The organism is Salipiger sp. ABN3_019 (assembly GCF_056158605.1).
Map to the genome: position 1 here is coordinate 835,490 of NZ_JBSWTP010000010.1, position 15,283 is coordinate 850,772.

Genomic DNA, 15,283 nt, shown 5'->3' on the forward strand with positions numbered 1-15,283 from the left:
AAGGTCACGCCATGCCCAACGAAGCGCTTGCCCTCGACACCGCACAGAACTCTGTGGATCAGGCCACCCGCCTGATCCGCGAGGATATTCTCTCGGGGCGCATCGCTCCCGGCGAGCGGCTGAAGACCGCGGAACTGGCCAAGCGGCTGGGGTTTTCGACCATGCCGCTGCGCGAGGCGCTGCGCAAGCTCGAGGGCGAAGGGCTGGTCGAGATCGAGCCCAATCGCGGCGCCACCGTGCGCCAGCTTGACCGCGCCTATATCACCGATCTTTTCGAGCTGAATACCGAGCTGCGCATCTTCGCCGTGCGGCGCGGCATGATGGCCCTCACCTTGGAGCGGATCCGCGAGCTTGAGGCGCTGGCCGCCGAATACCGCGCGCATCTCGAGGCCGGTGAGGACATTGAGGCGATCGACACCAACCGCCGGTTCAACGCCCGGCTGGTGGAGTTTGGCGGCAATCGCGAGGCGCTGCGGGTCTTCCTGCGCGGCTGGGACACGATCTTTGCCTTCCGCCGCGGCTATGGCTACGGCACCGGGCGGCGGCGGGTCATGGCCGAAGAGATGCAACTGCTGATCGACGCGCTGCGCAGGCAGGATGCCACCACCGCCGAAGCGATCCTGCGGATGCAGAACGCGGCGATGATGGAAGACCTCGTCTCGCGGATCGCGCCCGAAGGCTGACCGCTTTTACCTCTTAAGGCAGGGAATTGGCCCGGGCGGTGTCGCCCGGGCGCTTGCGCATCAGTAGCGGTAGTTCAGCGAGATATTCAGCTGTGTCGTGTCGAGGCTCAGGTCGGACTCATCGAAGTCGTCGAACTCGCTGTAGACAAGCTCGGCGCCGATGGTCCACGTGTCCGACACGAATGTCTCGGACCCGAACCCGATGAAGTAGCCGTCGGAATCGCCCACATCCAGCGAGCCGCCGTCATGCGAGGCGCGGGCATAGCCGCCGGTGCCGTAGATCATCGTGTTGCCCGCATCATAGCCCGCACGGGCGCCAATGCGCAGAATGCCGGTCAACTCGCCAGCTTGGCCGAATTCCGCGCCGATCCAGTCATACTGGACACCGCCGCCAACGACCCATGATCCCATGTCATAGTCATAATAGGCCTTGAGCCCGTAAGCGCCGGTCTCTTCGTAGTCGTCATCCGCATCGCTGGTGTCGAACGCACCATAGCCAAGCTGGATACCGACCGAACCGCCGGTCCAATCGCGGGTCATCGGCACCGGCACAGGCACCGGAGTGTAGACGGGCGCGGGCTCGATGCTGCCTGCAAATACCGGAGCGGCAGCCAATGCGGCCAAAAGCGCGGTGCATGCGAATTTCATGATCTCTGCTCCAATTTCAAATTTTTCGAAAACTTTTTGCGGCCCCGACGAGGGGCGTGTGAGCAGAGTAATCCCGGCGGCGAAATCATCCCATACGTGTGTCCGCAGGAAGCCAATTGTCAGTGACGCAAGAAGCACGGTTTCGGGCTCTCTTGCGCTGCCCACAAGCGACATTCAGCCTATAGGTGTGCTGTTTGAGCGATATTCAGCCGTGCCAGTCCCACACGCACGAAGAAGGGCGCGCATCACACGCGCCCCCTGCCCCAATCAAGCACCGAAGGCTTGGCTCGTGCCGCGTTCGAGGTAGACGCCCGCGTCGCGCGCGCCGGTCACTTCGCCCTCTTCAAAGATCGTTTTGCCGCGCAGGATGGTGCGCACCGGCCAGCCCGTCACGTCGAGCCCTTCGAAGGGCGTGTAGTCGCAGTCATGGTGCATCAGCGATTGCGAGATGGTCACCTCGCGCGCCGGATCCCACAGGGTGATGTCGGCGTCCGCGCCCACCGCGATGGTGCCCTTGCGCGGGTAGAGCCCAAAGAGCTTGGCAGGGTTGGTCGCGGTCAGCGCCACGAAACGCTCGATCGGGATGCGGCCCTTCGAGACCCCTTCGGAAAAGAGGATCGGCAGCCGCGTCTCGATGCCGGGAATGCCGTTGGGCACCCAGCGGAACGAGGTGCGCGCGCCCTCTACGTCCTTGCCCTTGTCATCCTCGAAGCGGAACGGGCAATGATCGGACGAGAAGATATCGAAGGTGCCGTCGCGCAGCCCTTCCCAGATCGCCTTTTGGCTGTCGGTGTCGCGGGGCGGCGGCGAGCAGACGTATTTCGCCCCCTCGAAATCCATGTTGAGCCCTTTGAGGTCGTCGGCGGTGAGCGTGATGTACTGCGGGCAGGTCTCGGCCCAGATGTTCATGCCCCGCCGCTTGGCCCATTGGATCTGCTCCATCGGATCGCGGCCAGAGACGTGGACGATGGTGATCGGCACATCGGTCAGTTCGGCGTGGCTGATCGCGCGGTGGGTGGCCTCGCGCTCGACCGACTGCGGACGGCTTTCGGCATGGTAATAGGGCGCGGTCTTGCCTGCCTCTTCCAGCCGCTTGGCCATGTAGCGGATCGCATCGTAGCCCTCGGCATGGACCATGACCATGGCCTTCTCGCGCCGCGCCACATCGAAGACGTCGAGCAATTGCGCGTCATTCAGCACCATGTCGTCATAGGTCATGAAGACCTTGAACGAGGTATAGCCCGCCTTGACCAGCGCCGGCAGTTCTTGCCCCAGCACCTGCGGCGTCGGATCGGTGATGATCAGATGGAACGAGGTGTCGACGTAGCATTTGCCCTCGGCAGCCTCGTGATAGGCCTGCACCGCTTCGCGCAGCGACTGGCCCTTCTGCTGCAGGGCAAAAGGCATGACGGTGGTGTTGCCGCCCGCCGCCGCCGAGCGCGTGCCGCTCTCAAAGCCGTCAGCCATGACCACGCCGCCGCCCTGATGCTGCTCGAGATGCACATGCGCGTCGATGCCGCCCGGAAGCGCCAAAAGCCCCGCGGCGTCGATCTCTTCGCGCGCGGGGCCGACGTCTTCGGCGATGGTGACGATGCGCCCGTCCCTTATGCCGATCTCCGCTCTGATGCGGTCGGCGGCGGTGACGATCTCGGCGTTGCGGATGGCGGTATCGAGCATGCTTCGGTCTTTCCTCAAATTCGGATCGGACCCGCGGCGGATAGGGAGGGAGACGCCGCGGGCCCGAGGGGCCTGCTTACTTGGTCAGCGCTTCGAACAGCGCTTTCTGACCTTCGGTGGTAAGCTGGCTTTCGTAAAGCGGCTGCGACGCTTCGATGAAGGGCGCGGTGTCCGGCTTGGTGATGGTCACCCCGTGCTCTTTGAAGCTGTCGAGCAGCGGCTGCTCTTGATCGACAACATACTGGCGCTGCCACGCGGCGGCTTCCGAACCGGCGTCCATCAGCGCGGTCTGAATGTTCTCGGGAAGCGCGTCGAAGGCGTCTTTCTTCATGGTCACCGGCGCGGTCATGTTGAGCCAGCCGACCAGCGCGAAATCGGGTGCGACTTCGTAGAACTTCATGCCGTCATAGCCGGTGGAGGCCCCTTCGGCCCCGTCAACCACGCCCGACTGCAGCGCGCCGTAAAGCTCCGAATAGGACATCGGCGTGGGGTTGGCGCCATAGGCGCGGAAGGCCTCGACATGCACCGGGTTCTGCATGGTGCGGATTTTCATGCCAGCGAGGTCATCCATGCTCTCGATCGGCTTGGAAGTCATCAGGTGGCGGATGCCCGAGGAGAAGACGGCGAGCAGCTGGAAGCCCGAGCCATTGGCCGAGGTTTCCATCATGTCCCAATTGGCGTCGACTTTTTCGCCAAGCGCGGGGATCGAGGGGAAGAGGAACGGCAGATCGAAAACCTTATAGTCCTCGACGTAGTTCGACAGCATAGCGTTAGAGGTCATGCCCATGTCGAGCGAGCCGAGCATCACCCCCTCGACGGTCTGCTGCTCGTCGCCAAGCTGGCCACCGGCATAGATCTCCAGCGTGGCGGCGCCGTCGGTCTTTTCTTCCAGCAGTTCCTTCATCTTCTGCAGGCCCATATCCTGCACCTCGCCCGCGGCGTTGGTGTGGGCGACCTTGAAGGTGTAATCGGCGGCAAAGGCAGGCGCCGCGGCGAATGCGGCCAGCGCCGCGATTGTGGTGAGAACCTTGTTGGACATTGCTGTTTTCTCTTTCTTTTTTGGTCGGTGAGTGGTGGTAGGGCAGCGCCCCTCGGTCACAGCAGGACCGAGGGAAGCCAGAGGGAGACGGCGGGCACGAAAGTGACCAGCAGCAGCGCCACGAGCATGCAGCCAAGCGGCAGCCAGACCTTGCGCGAGACCTGCTCGATGCGCCGTCCCGCAACGGTGGAGGCGACGTAAAGGCAGATGCCATAGGGCGGCGTGATCAGCCCGATCGAGAGGTTCAGCGCGGTGATCACCCCGAACTGCACCGGGTTGATGCCGTAGCTTTGCGCCATGGGGAGCAGGATCGGCAGCAGGATCAGCACCGCCGAAATGCTCTCCATGAACATGCCGACGACGAGCAGCAGCAGGTTCACGATCAGCAGAAAGACGATGGGGTTGTCGGTCACCCCGGTCAGCCAGTCCTTGAGCATCGCCGGGAAGCCCTGCGTCGCGATGATCCACGTAAAGACCGAAGCGGTGGAGATGATGATCAGCACCGTCGCCGAAAGACTGATCGCCTTGAGGAAGATGCGCGGCAGATCGCGCGGCTTCAGCTCGCGATAGATGAACATGGTGACGATCAGCGTGGTGAAGAGCGCCACGCAGGCCGCCTCGGTGGCGGTGAAGATGCCACCGACGATGCCGCCGATGATCACGATGGGCACCAGCAGGCCGGGGGCCGCGTCGATGAACCCGGCGCGCAGGCGCTTGAAAGTGAACGCTTCCTGATCGCGGTAGGCGTCGCCGCCGCGCTTGGCGTAAAGCCAGCAGCCGACCATCAGACCGATCATCACCAGCAGGCCCGGCACGATGCCACCAAGGAACATGGCCCCGATCGACTGGTTGGCGGTGATGGCGATGACGATCATCACGATCGACGGCGGGATGATCGAGGCGAGCGAGCCCGAGGCCGCAATCACCGCCGAAGCAAGGTCGATGTCATAGCGCCGCTTGCGCATCTCCGGGGTCATCACCGCGCTGATCGCAGCGGTGTCCGCCGAGCCAGAGCCCGAGATCGCCGCGAGACCGGTGCCGGTGACGATCGACACCATGTAGAGCGAGCCGGTGATCCATCCCACCAGCGCACTGGCGAGGTTGACGAAGCGCCGCGCGATGCCGCCCGCCTCCATCAGCAAACCCGAGGCCACGAAGAAGGGGATCGCCATCAGGGTGAAGGAACTGATGCCGCCGTAGACCCGCTGCGCCACGATCGAGATCGGCGCAGTGGTGGTCAGCTCGATCGCCAGCAGGGCCGCGATGCCGAGCGCCAGAACGATGGGCGTGCCCGAGATGAGAAGTACGAGGAAGCCGCCGCCTGCCCAGATCATGCTGCTGCCTCCGCGTCCTGCGCCTGTTCGGCGCTCTGGTCAGCACGGCCCGGGTGCAGCACCTTGGGCAGCGAGGTCACGGCAAATTCGATCAGGAAGTAGCCAAAGCCCACCGGCAGCGCCATGTAGGGGATCGCCATGGGAATGCGCAGCGCCGGGGATTTCACCACAAAGCCGATGGCCAGCATCGACAGCGAGCCCACCACAACCACGCCGAGGAACCACAGCCCCAGCAGCAGGCTCGCGCCATTGCACAGGCGCTGCACCGGCAGCGGTGCCTTGCGGATCAGCACATCGACCCCGACGTGCTGGTTGTAGCGCATGGCGATCCCGGCCCCCAGAAGCGTCAGCCAGACCTGCGCGAAGGTGGCGGTCTCTTCGCTCCAGGCGATCGAGTAGTTGAAGAAGTAGCGGCCGATGATCTGTGCGGCGATGGCGCAGGCCATATAGGCCAGCAGCAGCAGCGCCACCCCATCGACCAACCGGCGCAGCAGGGTCAGGCAAAATTGCAGAAATCTGATCAGGTTCGGGGTCGGCGCGCTTTGCTGCGCGCCTGCCGTTCCGCCGTTGCTGGTCGTCCGATCGTGCATGGACGCACCTCCTTTTGTCTCGGTGGTGCCGCGGGTATCCAAGGGCGGACCCAGCGTCACCGTCGCCGGTTTTCATAGGAGGTTACCGCCAAGCGGACGGCACGGAAGCTATCGGACTATAAATATCGTGATAGGAAGTATTTAACGCGCCGCTTTTTCTAATATTCCGCAGAAATTCGATCTAGCCTCCAGATGACACAAAAATGCGCAGATCAAAAATCGGTCTAAATATGAGTTTCAGATCAAATATGATGCAGGATGAAAACATGGCAACCCCGAAGTTCGGCCTCGCCTTCTGTCTTCTGGGCCGCGCCGAGGCGGTTCTTCTGGCCCGCGGCGCGGGATTCGATTTTGCGGTGATCGACATGGAGCACGGTCCGCTCGGCATGAGCGAGCTTGGGCAGGCCGCGGCGGCGGGCATCGCGGCGGGTCTGCCGGTGTTCGGGCGGGTCACCGGCCCCGGCTCGCAGGATATCGCGCGGGTGCTGGACTGCGGCGCAAGCGGCGTGATCGTGCCGCATGTGGACAGCGTCTCGGACGCCCGCCGCATCGCCGAGGCCTGTCGCTTCGCACCGCGTGGCACGCGTGCGCTGCCCGGCCCCCTGCCCGCGCTGGACTATCGCGTGGTGCCCGCGGCAGCGCTGACCGAGGAAGCCGAAAGAGGGGTCAAAGTCATCGCGATGATCGAAAGCGCCGCGGCGCTGGCCGCGGTCGAGGACATCGCCGCCGTGCCCGGCATCGACATGCTGATGATCGGCAGCAACGATCTGGCCGATGGCATCGGGCGGCGCGGTCAGCTGGATCACCCTCATGTGGCCGAAGCCTTCGCGAGGATCGCAGCGGCAGCGACGGGCAACGGTTGCGCTTTTGGTGTGATGGGGCTGCCGCTGGCATTGCTGCAGAGCCACGCGCTGGATCTGGGGGCGAGCCATATCGTCGCCACCAATGAGACCAATCTGATTTCCGAAGGAGGCGCCGCGCTGCTGCGCCAGATACGCGGCTAAGGTCGGAGGCCCAGTCCGGCTCAGACCTGAGCCGGGCGCTGGCTTTCCGCCCTGACCTCGGCGAGCCGCAGTGCCACACGCTCGCGGAACGCCTTGATGAAGCGCTGGGTCTGGCGCGAGGGCGTCTTGGTCTTCAGCATGGCCGCCGAAAGACCAAAGCTCAGTTCAGCGGCATAGGGGCGCACCACCAGACCGGGCCGCATGGCGCTATGGGCCGACAGTTCGTCAATCAGCGCCACGCCCCAGCCTTCGCGGACAACACGGGCGGCGGCGTTCATGAAGCGGGTCTCGATCGTCGGGCGGTAGTCGAGCCCCTGCGCGCGGAAACTGTCGGCCAGCATGAGCCCGATGCGGTTGGCCACCTGCGGGCCGACCATCGGGCGCTCGGCCAGATCCTTGGGGCTCACCGCGTCGAGCTTCGCCAGCGGATCACTTTCGTCGCAGAGCACCACTGCGCGGAGCTCGTCCACTTTTTCATAGGTCAGCGCCTGCCGCTCGTAGGGCGAGAGCATGAAGGCTACGTCGGCCACCCCGTTCTCGACCACCTGCAGCACGCTGTCGAGCAGCCGGGTCTCGAGCGAGACCTGAATGCGCGGGTAATCACGCGCATAATCGGCGATCACCCGCGGCAGCACCCCTTCGCTCAGCTCAGCGGTAGAGGCGATGCGGATGCGCCCGATCCGCCCCATCCGCAGATCCGCCGCGCGCTGGTTCACCGCGTCGCGCAGCAGGAACAGCGGCTCGGACTCTTCAAGCAGGATCAGCGCCTCTTCGGTGGGTGAAAGGCGGTTGCTGACCCGCTCGAAGAGCGGAAAGCCCAGCACGGTTTCGATGTGCCGGATGGTGTTCGAGATCGAGGGCTGGGACATGCCGAGGCGCTCCGCGGCGCCGACGGTGGTACGATACTGCACCACGGCGCGGAGAATTTCGAGCTGACGAAGGTTCAGCATGTCGCCGATGGGATACCCCTGTCGTTGCTTTGCCTTTGCCGGTTTCCCTTGTGCTGGCTTTGCCAGTCCCGGCTTTCCCAGTCCCATTCGGGCCGCCTCAGCTTTGCGTCAGACGGATGCGGTGAAAGTTGCGCACCTTGTCAGTGAACGGCCCGAAGCCTTTGATAGCATTGAATTCGGGCGTTTCATAGGCCTCGGGTCCGGTGATCGTGTAGATCGCCACATGGCGCGGTCCGCCCTCGATGCATTTCTCGCGGCGCGCGTCCAGCCAGCCGGGGCAAGCAAGAATGTCAGGCAGATGGGTCTTTTCGTACCATTCGTCGAAGGCGGCCTCATCCTCGGGGTCGATGTCGACAAAGACGATATGGGTTTGCAGTTGGGTCACAGGATCAGCTCCAGACAGGGACGAAGGGCGGTCATCAGCGCGGCAAGCTCCGAAGGCTCGATGCGCGGCGTGGGGGCGCGGCAGGCCGGGCTGTCGATGCGCCCCAGTTCGGCAAGGCAGGCCTTGAGGCGCGCGGCGGCCAGATGGCCGGGCGCGGCATAGACCAGCTTGGCCAGTCCAAAGAGCGCCTCGTGGATCAGCCGCGCCTCGTCGATCTCGCCAGCGCGGACATGGGCGTCGAGCCCGGTGATCAGTTCCGGCACCAGCGCCGCGAGGCTGACCGCCGAGCCGTCGCTGCCCAGCATGAAACAGGGAAAGAGATGCTCGTCGCCCGAGGCCATGACGGCCACATCGGGGCGCATCTCGCGGGCGATGCGGCGGGTGACCTCATAGGCTTTGGTCTCCCAGCTGCCTTCCTTGATGCCCACCACGCTGTCGATCTCGAGCAGCTGGCGCAGCACGTCCGGCGTGTAGGCCAGCTTGAACGAGCCCACCGAGCCCTGAAACAGGTAGACCGGCGCGCCGGTCGCCTCGGCGATGCCGCGGTGATGCGCGACGATGGCGCGCGGATCGGCCCCCAGCGCCCAAGAGAACGGCGCGAAGACCATGATCGCATCGGCCCCGGCGCGCAGCGCGGCCTGCGCATCGGCGGCGGCGGTGGCGGTGGTCTCGGCGCTGACCGCGGCGAGGATGCGGCGCTTGCCGGCCACCTCGCGCGCGATGCGCACCACCTCGGCCTGCTCGGCGCGGGTCATGTGGATGCCCTCGCCCGCATGGCCGTTGAGCAGCAGACCCGCCTGCCCCGGATCGGACAGCACGGTCTGGAAGTGCCGCTCGAGGCTGGCGCGATCGAGCGCGCCCTCCTCGGTCATCGGGCAGATCGTCGCCGCGTAGAGAGCGCCATGCGCCGCCGCACTCATCACAGCACCTCGGCGGCGACCAGCGCCTTGCGCACACCCTCGCGGACGGCCTCGGACTGCGGCAGCAGCGGCAGACGCGGCGCAGCGTTCTTGATCACGCCCAGCATCTGCAGCCCGTCCTTCATGCGGGTGTGCATGTCGATCACCGGCGCCGGGCCGTAGATCGCCCGCACCACCGGATAGAGCCGGTCGTTGGCGGCGCGCATCTTCGCCAGATCCATCTCTTCCGACGCCTGCCACAGATCGGCCAGCAGGCCGGGCACGAGGCTGGCGAGGCCCGACAGGATACCGTCGCCACCAAGAGCGACCTGCGCAAAGAACCAGTGGAAGTTCGACGGCAGGATCGCGGTGTCGGGGCCTGCGGCCTTCACCGCGCGGCGGTTCTCGTCATAGGCCAGCAGCGTCGCCGAGCCTTCCTTGATCGCGATGACCTCGGGGATCTGCGCGATCTCGGCCAGCACTGGGGTCGCGAGGCCAAAGCCCGAGCCGATGGGGAACTGGAAGTGCGACAGCGGCATCTGGATCTCGCGCGCCAGAAGCTCATACATCTTCACCGCCGCCGATGTGTTGGCATTGCCGCCGCCAAGCGCCTCGGGCGGGAAAATCACCGCCACATCGGCCCCCGCCTCGCGCAGCATCTCGGCTTGACGCAGCGCGTCGGGGATGCCGGTCGGCACGATGCCCGCAAGCAACGGCTGGTCCTTGTGGATCTGGTCACGGGTGCGTTTGATCACCTCGACCTTCTCGGCGTCGGTGAGCGCGGTGGCCTCGCCCGCGTGGCCGTTGACGAAGACACAATCGGTGGTCTCGGGCTTGGCGCAATGGTCGAGCACGGCACAATAGCCGTCCCAGTCGATCGCGCCCGCCTCGTCAAAGGGCAGCACAGTGGCGACGGTGATGCCGCGAAGATCCTTACCGGTCAGGGTCATGCGATTACTCTCTTTCTCGGGAATTTCAGCGTGGCGTCGGCTTTCAGCACCTCGACGCCCTCTTCGTTTTTCGCGCTGGCCTGCCAGTCGACGGTGCGGTTCTCTTCGTCCTTGCCGGAGATCCAGATGTCGAAGGTGATCGTGTCGCCGTAGCGCACCGCGCCGGTGAACCAAAAGCTGTCGCGGATCGACACGCCCACGGTGCCCACCAGTTCGGCGGTCAGCACCGAGGTGCAGATGCCCGCCACCAGAATGCCGGGCGCCAGCCGTTCGCCGAAGCGGGTGGTCGAGGCATAGCCCTCGTCCACATGCACCGGGCCGAAATCGCCGGTGGCGGCGATATACATGGCGCCATCGGCCTCGGTGACGGTCTTGGAGACGGTGACGCGGTCGCCCACCCCCAGCTCGTCGATATTGCGGATGTCATACATGCTCAGGCCTCCAGCGGCACCATGCGCGCGCTGCCGGTGATCACCTCGTCACCCTCGACCAGAACCGACAGGCTGCAGGAGATGGCCTCGGGCGACGCCTCGGTGACGGTCGCGGTGGCGGCGAGCGAGCTGCCCACCGGGAAGGCGCGGGAGAAGGAGACCGAGAAGTCGCCGATGCGCCATGCGGGGCCTGCAAGGCGGCCAAGCGCAGTGGTCAGCAGGCCAGAGGCGGCCAGCTCGAAGACCGACATATCGGCAAGGCCCGCGCTCTTGGCATGGGCACGGTCAACATGGGTCTTGGTCATATTGCCGGTGATGCCGGTGAAAAAGCCCTGCTCGGCCACGGTCATCGTCTTGCGGAAGGTGATGGCGGCCCCGGTTTCGGGAAGGTCCTGTGTCATCGCTGTCTCGTCTGTTGCGCCGAGCCGGGGGCCAGCCCCCGGACCCCCGGCGTATTTGGGGAACAATGAAGGGGCGGCTCAGAGCGTCAGGCCGCGCTTGATCACCGAGCGGGCGATCAGCATGCGGTGCACTTCCGAGGTGCCGTCGTAGATGCGGGTGACGCGGGCGTCGCGGTAGATGCGCTCGAGCGGCAGCTCCTTGGTGAAGCCGTAGCCGCCAAAGACCTGAATGCCGCGGTCGGCGACGCGGCCGAGCATTTCCGAAGCCTGCACCTTGACCATCGACACTTTGTCGCGCGGGTCGAGGCCCTGATCGACTTCCCATGCGGTGTTGAGCACCATCATGCGGGTGGCAAAGATTTCCATGGCGCTGTCGGCGATCATCTGCTGCACCATCTGGAAGTCGCCGATCGGCTGGCCGAACTGCTGGCGGGTGGCGGCATGTTCGCGCATCATCTCGAGCACGCGGCTCGCCATACCCACGGCGCGCGCGCCGATGTGGCCGAGGCGGATGCCTCCGACATTGGCCATCATCACCTTGAAGCCGTTGCCGACCTCGCCCAGCACATTGCCCTTGGGGATGCGCACATCGTCGAAGTTGAGCTCGGCATGGCCGTAGCCGCGGTGGCCCATCATCTTCTGGTTCCGCGCCACGGTGAAGCCGGGGGTGCCCTTGTCGACGATCAGCAGGGTGATGCCGCCGCGGGCGCGCTTCTCGGCGTCGGTGACCGCCATGACGATCACGTAATCGGCGATATCGCCGTCGGAGATGAAATGCTTGGTGCCATTGAGCACCCATTCATCGCCGTCGAGATAGGCGTTGGTCTTGATCGCCGCCGCGTCCGAGCCGGCGCCCGGCTCGGTGATCGCCATGGCGCAGATCTTGTCGCCCTTGACGGTGGGATAGAGGTATTTGTCGCGCAGATCACCCTCGAAGGCCTCCAGCATCGGGTAGACCTGCCCGAAGATGCGCCGGATCAGCGCGTCGGAGGTCTGGCCGAGTTGCTCTTCGACAAGGCACATGTCCATCACGCCGAGGCCCGCGCCGCCGACCTCTTCGGACATGTTCATCGCGTAAAGCCCCAGCTCCTGCGCCTCGGCCTTAACTGCCGCCAGCTTTTCGGGCGGGATCTGCGCGGCCTCTTCCGTCTCCTGCTCGAGCGGCTGCACCTTTTCGCGCACGAAACGGCCCACCGCGTCGGTGATCATCTTCATCTCGTCGGAGATCGTGAAATCCATCTGTCTTGTCCTGCTGGGTATCTTGCTTGGGAGGGTGGCGCGGCTCAGCTGCGCATCTTGTCGGTTTCGACCACGGCGCCCGAAGCGATCAGCGCCTCGATCTCCTCCGCGGAGAGACCTGCCTCGGCCAGCACCTCGCGGGTTTGCCCGCCGAGCGCCGGGGGCGCGCGGCGCACGGGCGGGGTCTCGCCGTCGTAGCGCACCGGATGCGAGAGCATGACCATGGGCGTGCCCTTGCCGCTTTCGACCTCGGTGAAGGCCTTGAGGTGCTGCACCTGCGGGTTGCTCTTCAGCCCGTCGTAATCCTGCACGACCTCGTGCCAGACCCCGGCCTCGGTGAGCTTGGTCACGGCCTCATCGGTGCTCAGCGCCGCCATGCCTTCGCTCACCATGCGGGAAATCTCGCCGCGCTTGGAAAACCCTTCGTCGGCGGAGAGCTCCGCCAGTTGCGGCAGGCCGAGCGCGCCCGACAGCTGCGGCGGCGTCGACATGGAGATCATCACGTGGCCATCTTTGGTGGCGTAGATGCCGTAGGGCGCGGGGCTGAACCATGTGGCCATACCGTCCGAGCCGCGCGGCCCGGCGCGATCCGCACCGTTCATCCATGCGGTGATCGACTCGCCCTGCAGATCCATCGCGGCCTGCAGCATGTTCACCTCGACGCGGCGGGCGGTGCCGGTGCGCTCGCGCTCGAACAGCGCCGCGACGATGCCTGCGACCGTCAGCGCGGCGGCGTGGTGGTCGATCGGCACCGAGCCGACCGCGACCGGGCCGCTTTCCATGCTGCCGGTATGCGCGGCGAGCCCGGCCATGGCCTGCAGCAGCACGTCCTGCCCCGGGCGCTTGGCATAGGGGCCGTCGGCGCCGTAGCCGGTGGTGGTGGCGTAGATGATGCGCGGGTTCACCTTTCGCATCTCGGCCTCCGACAGGCCCAGCTTGTCGAGCGTGCCGGGGCGGAAGTTCTCCATCACCACATCGGCGGTCTCGATCAGCCGCTTCACCGCCGCGATGCCCTCGGGCGACTTGAGGTCCACGGCGATCGACCGCTTGTTACGGCCGGTGGTGATATGGTTGACCGACGTGTCGTCGACAAAGCGGTTGGCCACCGCCCAGTTGCGCTGAAAGGCGCCATTCAGCGGCTCGACCGTAATCACATCGGCACCGATGTCGCCAAGGTGCTGCGCGGCCGCCGGGCCGGACAGGAAGTGGTTGAAGCTCAGTACTCGGATGCCATCAAGCGCGCCCATGTCGGTCCCTCTGGTTGTTTCGAGAGAGACCCTAGGTCAGATGCGGAGGCCTGAGAATATATCTGACTATGATAACTGAGCCGCCGAAAATTCGAAAAACGAATAGACTGAGGAGAGGCGAGTGATGCGCGCGACTTGGCCTTACCAAAATTGGCATTGCCAGAAACAGCCAAGGCCCCATGCCGAGAGGAATCCCGGTGGGTCTATCAGGCCGTGTGCTGCTGTTCGGAAGGGAGAGGGGAACAGCGGCGATCCCAGGGAGGAGGAGAGGGATCGCCGCCAATTTCCGGAGCTCAGGGAGGAGGAGAGAGCCCCAGGAAACCCGTTGACGCATCGCTGCGTCGTGTCTTGAAGTTAGACAATGCTGCAGCGCCGCACAATGGTCAGCTTTGCAGACCTGTCTTGCCGTGGCGTCATAGCAACAGGCGCGCCATGGCTTTGCTCAAAAGGTGAGCAATGGGGAGCGTTCGCGGCTGTCGGAGGTACGGACTGCTTCAGCTTGAAAGCGCGACCCGCAACATTTGCTCATTGATTGAGCAAATGCGCCGAGCGCGCCACGGAATGACCGGAGCAGTACAAAAATAGCTATGCGCCGGTTGCGCGCTGATCAACGATGTTTAGCTGAGGGGGTATCCGGCCGCCCCAAACCCTCCCGAAGGGGCGACCGGATCGTTGCAGATGGCTACTCCTCCCAAAGCGCCATCATGCTGGTCGATCTGCTGAGCGCCTTGCGCCAGTGGGTCGACCGGAATGTCGTGTCGTGAACACAACACATGAAGAATTGGTGACTGTCCAGTGATTTCTCACCGGCAGACGTTGCGTCACAGCCTGCATTTTAGGCAGTCGGCTGACTGTGACGGCAAGTTGCGCACGCATAGGGCGAGCGAACCCCGCATCCAGCAGCCCAACCGACGCTCACAAAAGCCGGCATTCCCTTTGACTGCAGGGGTTTGAAAGCTCAGCGCCGGGGCCTATACCAAGGGCAAGCCGCGATCAGCGCGCCCTACCCCCAAAGCCCTGCGAGGAGCCCGGACCATGCCCAATCCCACCGCCGCCATGCTGGTCATCGGAGATGAAATCCTCGCCGGTCGCACGCGCAATTCGAACATGCACTATCTGGCGCAGGAACTGACGAAGCACGGCATCGACCTGCGTGAGGCGCGGATGGTGGCGGACGAACATGATGCCATCGTCGCGGCGGTCACCGCGCTCAAAGACGCCCACGATCACCTCTTCACCTCGGGCGGGATCGGCCCGACCCATGACGACATCACCGCCGATGCGGTGGCGGGCGCCTTTGGCGCGTCGATCGGCGTGCGTCAGGACGCTTATGATCTGCTGGCCGCGCATTACGAGCGGTCGGGACGCGAGTTCAACGAGGCGCGCCAGCGTATGGCACGCATTCCCGAGGGCGCGACGCTGATCGACAACCCGGTCTCCATCGCGCCCGGCTTCACCCTTGGCAATGTGCATGTGATGGCCGGCGTGCCGTCGGTGTTCGAGGCGATGGTCGCCTCGGTGCTGCCGAAGCTGACCGGCGGCGCGCCGCTGCTCTCGCAATCCCTGCGGATCGAGCGCGGCGAAGGCGAGATCGCCGGACCTCTGGCGCAGCTCGCGGCGGATTTCCCCGATCTGTCGATCGGATCCTACCCATTCCAGAAAGATGGGATTTACGGCGCGAACATCGTCATCCGCGGCGCCGAGGGTGCGCGCGTCGATGCGGCAATGACGCGCCTCGCCGCGCTCTTTCCCGCAAGCTGACCGGGCCGATTGCCCTCGCCCGCCACAGCCGCCATAGATGATGGC

The 15,283-nt window shown here is 64.9% G+C and carries 16 protein-coding genes; 3 read left to right on the top strand and 13 right to left on the bottom strand.

All coding sequences use genetic code 11. From position 1 onward, the window contains the following. The first annotated feature begins 11 nt into the window (after positions 1-11). Complete coding sequence (locus tag ACXAD2_RS25900) at positions 12-683, top strand: GntR family transcriptional regulator (protein WP_066110114.1); 672 nt, start codon at positions 12-14, stop codon at positions 681-683. Between the two features lie 60 nt (positions 684-743). Here the strand turns inward: ACXAD2_RS25900 and ACXAD2_RS25905 are convergent, their stop codons facing one another. The 5 genes from ACXAD2_RS25905 to ACXAD2_RS25925 all read right to left on the bottom strand — a co-directional run bounded on the left by ACXAD2_RS25905 (position 744) and on the right by ACXAD2_RS25925 (position 5,971). Further along, on the bottom strand, positions 744-1,331 hold the full coding sequence (locus ACXAD2_RS25905) for an outer membrane protein (protein WP_224904787.1): 588 nt from the start codon (positions 1,329-1,331) through the stop codon (positions 744-746). A 267-nt stretch (positions 1,332-1,598) separates the two neighbouring features. Continuing rightward, positions 1,599-3,008 carry a dihydropyrimidinase gene (gene hydA / locus ACXAD2_RS25910; RefSeq protein WP_475177045.1) on the bottom strand — a complete coding sequence of 470 codons (1,410 nt, stop codon included), beginning with the start codon at positions 3,006-3,008 and terminating at the stop codon, positions 1,599-1,601. 76 nt (positions 3,009-3,084) lie between these two features. Then, positions 3,085-4,047: a TRAP transporter substrate-binding protein gene (locus ACXAD2_RS25915; protein ID WP_475177047.1), complete on the bottom strand. Its 963-nt coding sequence runs from the start codon at positions 4,045-4,047 to the stop codon at positions 3,085-3,087. Positions 4,048-4,103: 56 nt separating this feature from the next. Beyond that, positions 4,104-5,381, bottom strand: coding sequence for a TRAP transporter large permease (locus tag ACXAD2_RS25920; RefSeq protein WP_164180504.1), 1,278 nt, complete (start codon positions 5,379-5,381; stop codon positions 4,104-4,106). Next, on the bottom strand, positions 5,378-5,971 hold the full coding sequence (locus tag ACXAD2_RS25925) for a TRAP transporter small permease (RefSeq protein ID WP_475177050.1): 594 nt from the start codon (positions 5,969-5,971) through the stop codon (positions 5,378-5,380). The genes ACXAD2_RS25920 and ACXAD2_RS25925 overlap by 4 nt, the downstream gene beginning before the upstream one ends. A gap of 266 nt (positions 5,972-6,237) precedes the next feature. On the opposite strand from ACXAD2_RS25925, the gene ACXAD2_RS25930 reads away from it, so the two are divergent. Next, positions 6,238-6,975, top strand: coding sequence for an HpcH/HpaI aldolase family protein (locus ACXAD2_RS25930; RefSeq protein ID WP_475177052.1), 738 nt, complete (start codon positions 6,238-6,240; stop codon positions 6,973-6,975). A gap of 20 nt (positions 6,976-6,995) precedes the next feature. Here ACXAD2_RS25930 and ACXAD2_RS25935 read toward each other — a convergent pair whose 3' ends face one another. From ACXAD2_RS25935 to ACXAD2_RS25970, 8 genes are all read right to left on the bottom strand, one after another. Then, on the bottom strand, positions 6,996-7,925 hold the full coding sequence (locus ACXAD2_RS25935; RefSeq protein WP_235952970.1) for a LysR family transcriptional regulator: 930 nt from the start codon (positions 7,923-7,925) through the stop codon (positions 6,996-6,998). 97 nt (positions 7,926-8,022) lie between these two features. Then, a complete protein-coding gene (locus tag ACXAD2_RS25940; protein ID WP_066110124.1) occupies positions 8,023-8,310 on the bottom strand; it encodes an EthD domain-containing protein in 288 nt (95 codons plus the stop codon). Then, complete coding sequence (locus ACXAD2_RS25945; RefSeq protein ID WP_475177055.1) at positions 8,307-9,230, bottom strand: dihydrodipicolinate synthase family protein; 924 nt, start codon at positions 9,228-9,230, stop codon at positions 8,307-8,309. Before ACXAD2_RS25945 ends, ACXAD2_RS25940 begins: the two co-directional genes overlap by 4 nt. Next, complete coding sequence (locus ACXAD2_RS25950) at positions 9,230-10,159, bottom strand: dihydrodipicolinate synthase family protein (RefSeq protein WP_475177057.1); 930 nt, start codon at positions 10,157-10,159, stop codon at positions 9,230-9,232. Before ACXAD2_RS25950 ends, ACXAD2_RS25945 begins: the two co-directional genes overlap by 1 nt. Then, positions 10,156-10,590 (bottom strand): MaoC family dehydratase, encoded by a 435-nt coding sequence (locus ACXAD2_RS25955; protein WP_475177060.1) that lies wholly within the window; start codon positions 10,588-10,590, stop codon positions 10,156-10,158. The genes ACXAD2_RS25950 and ACXAD2_RS25955 overlap by 4 nt, the downstream gene beginning before the upstream one ends. A gap of 2 nt (positions 10,591-10,592) precedes the next feature. Continuing rightward, positions 10,593-10,991, bottom strand: a complete 399-nt coding sequence (locus ACXAD2_RS25960) for a MaoC family dehydratase (RefSeq protein ID WP_475177062.1) — start codon at positions 10,989-10,991, stop codon at positions 10,593-10,595. 78 nt (positions 10,992-11,069) lie between these two features. Then, positions 11,070-12,230 carry an acyl-CoA dehydrogenase family protein gene (locus tag ACXAD2_RS25965; RefSeq protein WP_475177064.1) on the bottom strand — a complete coding sequence of 387 codons (1,161 nt, stop codon included), beginning with the start codon at positions 12,228-12,230 and terminating at the stop codon, positions 11,070-11,072. A 44-nt stretch (positions 12,231-12,274) separates the two neighbouring features. Beyond that, positions 12,275-13,477 (bottom strand): CaiB/BaiF CoA transferase family protein, encoded by a 1,203-nt coding sequence (locus ACXAD2_RS25970; RefSeq protein ID WP_475177067.1) that lies wholly within the window; start codon positions 13,475-13,477, stop codon positions 12,275-12,277. Positions 13,478-14,512: 1,035 nt separating this feature from the next. Between ACXAD2_RS25970 and ACXAD2_RS25975 the strand changes: the two genes are divergently transcribed. After that, the gene (locus ACXAD2_RS25975) at positions 14,513-15,238 is read left to right on the top strand and encodes a competence/damage-inducible protein A (RefSeq protein ID WP_475177069.1); all 726 of its coding nucleotides are present in this window, start codon (positions 14,513-14,515) and stop codon (positions 15,236-15,238) included. The last annotated feature ends 45 nt before the right edge of the window (positions 15,239-15,283 follow it).

What these genes read in the sequence shown, in the direction of transcription:
- ACXAD2_RS25900 (WP_066110114.1), top strand. Translation starts at nt 12, where the DNA reads ATGCCCAACGAAGCGCTTGCCCTCGACACCGCACAGAACTCTGTGGAT.
- ACXAD2_RS25905 (WP_224904787.1), bottom strand. Translation starts at nt 1,331, where the DNA reads ATGAAATTCGCATGCACCGCGCTTTTGGCCGCATTGGCTGCCGCTCCG.
- hydA (WP_475177045.1), bottom strand. Translation starts at nt 3,008, where the DNA reads ATGCTCGATACCGCCATCCGCAACGCCGAGATCGTCACCGCCGCCGAC.
- ACXAD2_RS25915 (WP_475177047.1), bottom strand. Translation starts at nt 4,047, where the DNA reads ATGTCCAACAAGGTTCTCACCACAATCGCGGCGCTGGCCGCATTCGCC.
- ACXAD2_RS25920 (WP_164180504.1), bottom strand. Translation starts at nt 5,381, where the DNA reads ATGATCTGGGCAGGCGGCGGCTTCCTCGTACTTCTCATCTCGGGCACG.
- ACXAD2_RS25925 (WP_475177050.1), bottom strand. Translation starts at nt 5,971, where the DNA reads ATGCACGATCGGACGACCAGCAACGGCGGAACGGCAGGCGCGCAGCAA.
- ACXAD2_RS25930 (WP_475177052.1), top strand. Translation starts at nt 6,238, where the DNA reads ATGGCAACCCCGAAGTTCGGCCTCGCCTTCTGTCTTCTGGGCCGCGCC.
- ACXAD2_RS25935 (WP_235952970.1), bottom strand. Translation starts at nt 7,925, where the DNA reads ATGCTGAACCTTCGTCAGCTCGAAATTCTCCGCGCCGTGGTGCAGTAT.
- ACXAD2_RS25945 (WP_475177055.1), bottom strand. Translation starts at nt 9,230, where the DNA reads ATGAGTGCGGCGGCGCATGGCGCTCTCTACGCGGCGACGATCTGCCCG.
- ACXAD2_RS25950 (WP_475177057.1), bottom strand. Translation starts at nt 10,159, where the DNA reads ATGACCCTGACCGGTAAGGATCTTCGCGGCATCACCGTCGCCACTGTG.
- ACXAD2_RS25955 (WP_475177060.1), bottom strand. Translation starts at nt 10,590, where the DNA reads ATGTATGACATCCGCAATATCGACGAGCTGGGGGTGGGCGACCGCGTC.
- ACXAD2_RS25960 (WP_475177062.1), bottom strand. Translation starts at nt 10,991, where the DNA reads ATGACACAGGACCTTCCCGAAACCGGGGCCGCCATCACCTTCCGCAAG.
- ACXAD2_RS25965 (WP_475177064.1), bottom strand. Translation starts at nt 12,230, where the DNA reads ATGGATTTCACGATCTCCGACGAGATGAAGATGATCACCGACGCGGTG.
- ACXAD2_RS25970 (WP_475177067.1), bottom strand. Translation starts at nt 13,477, where the DNA reads ATGGGCGCGCTTGATGGCATCCGAGTACTGAGCTTCAACCACTTCCTG.
- ACXAD2_RS25975 (WP_475177069.1), top strand. Translation starts at nt 14,513, where the DNA reads ATGCCCAATCCCACCGCCGCCATGCTGGTCATCGGAGATGAAATCCTC.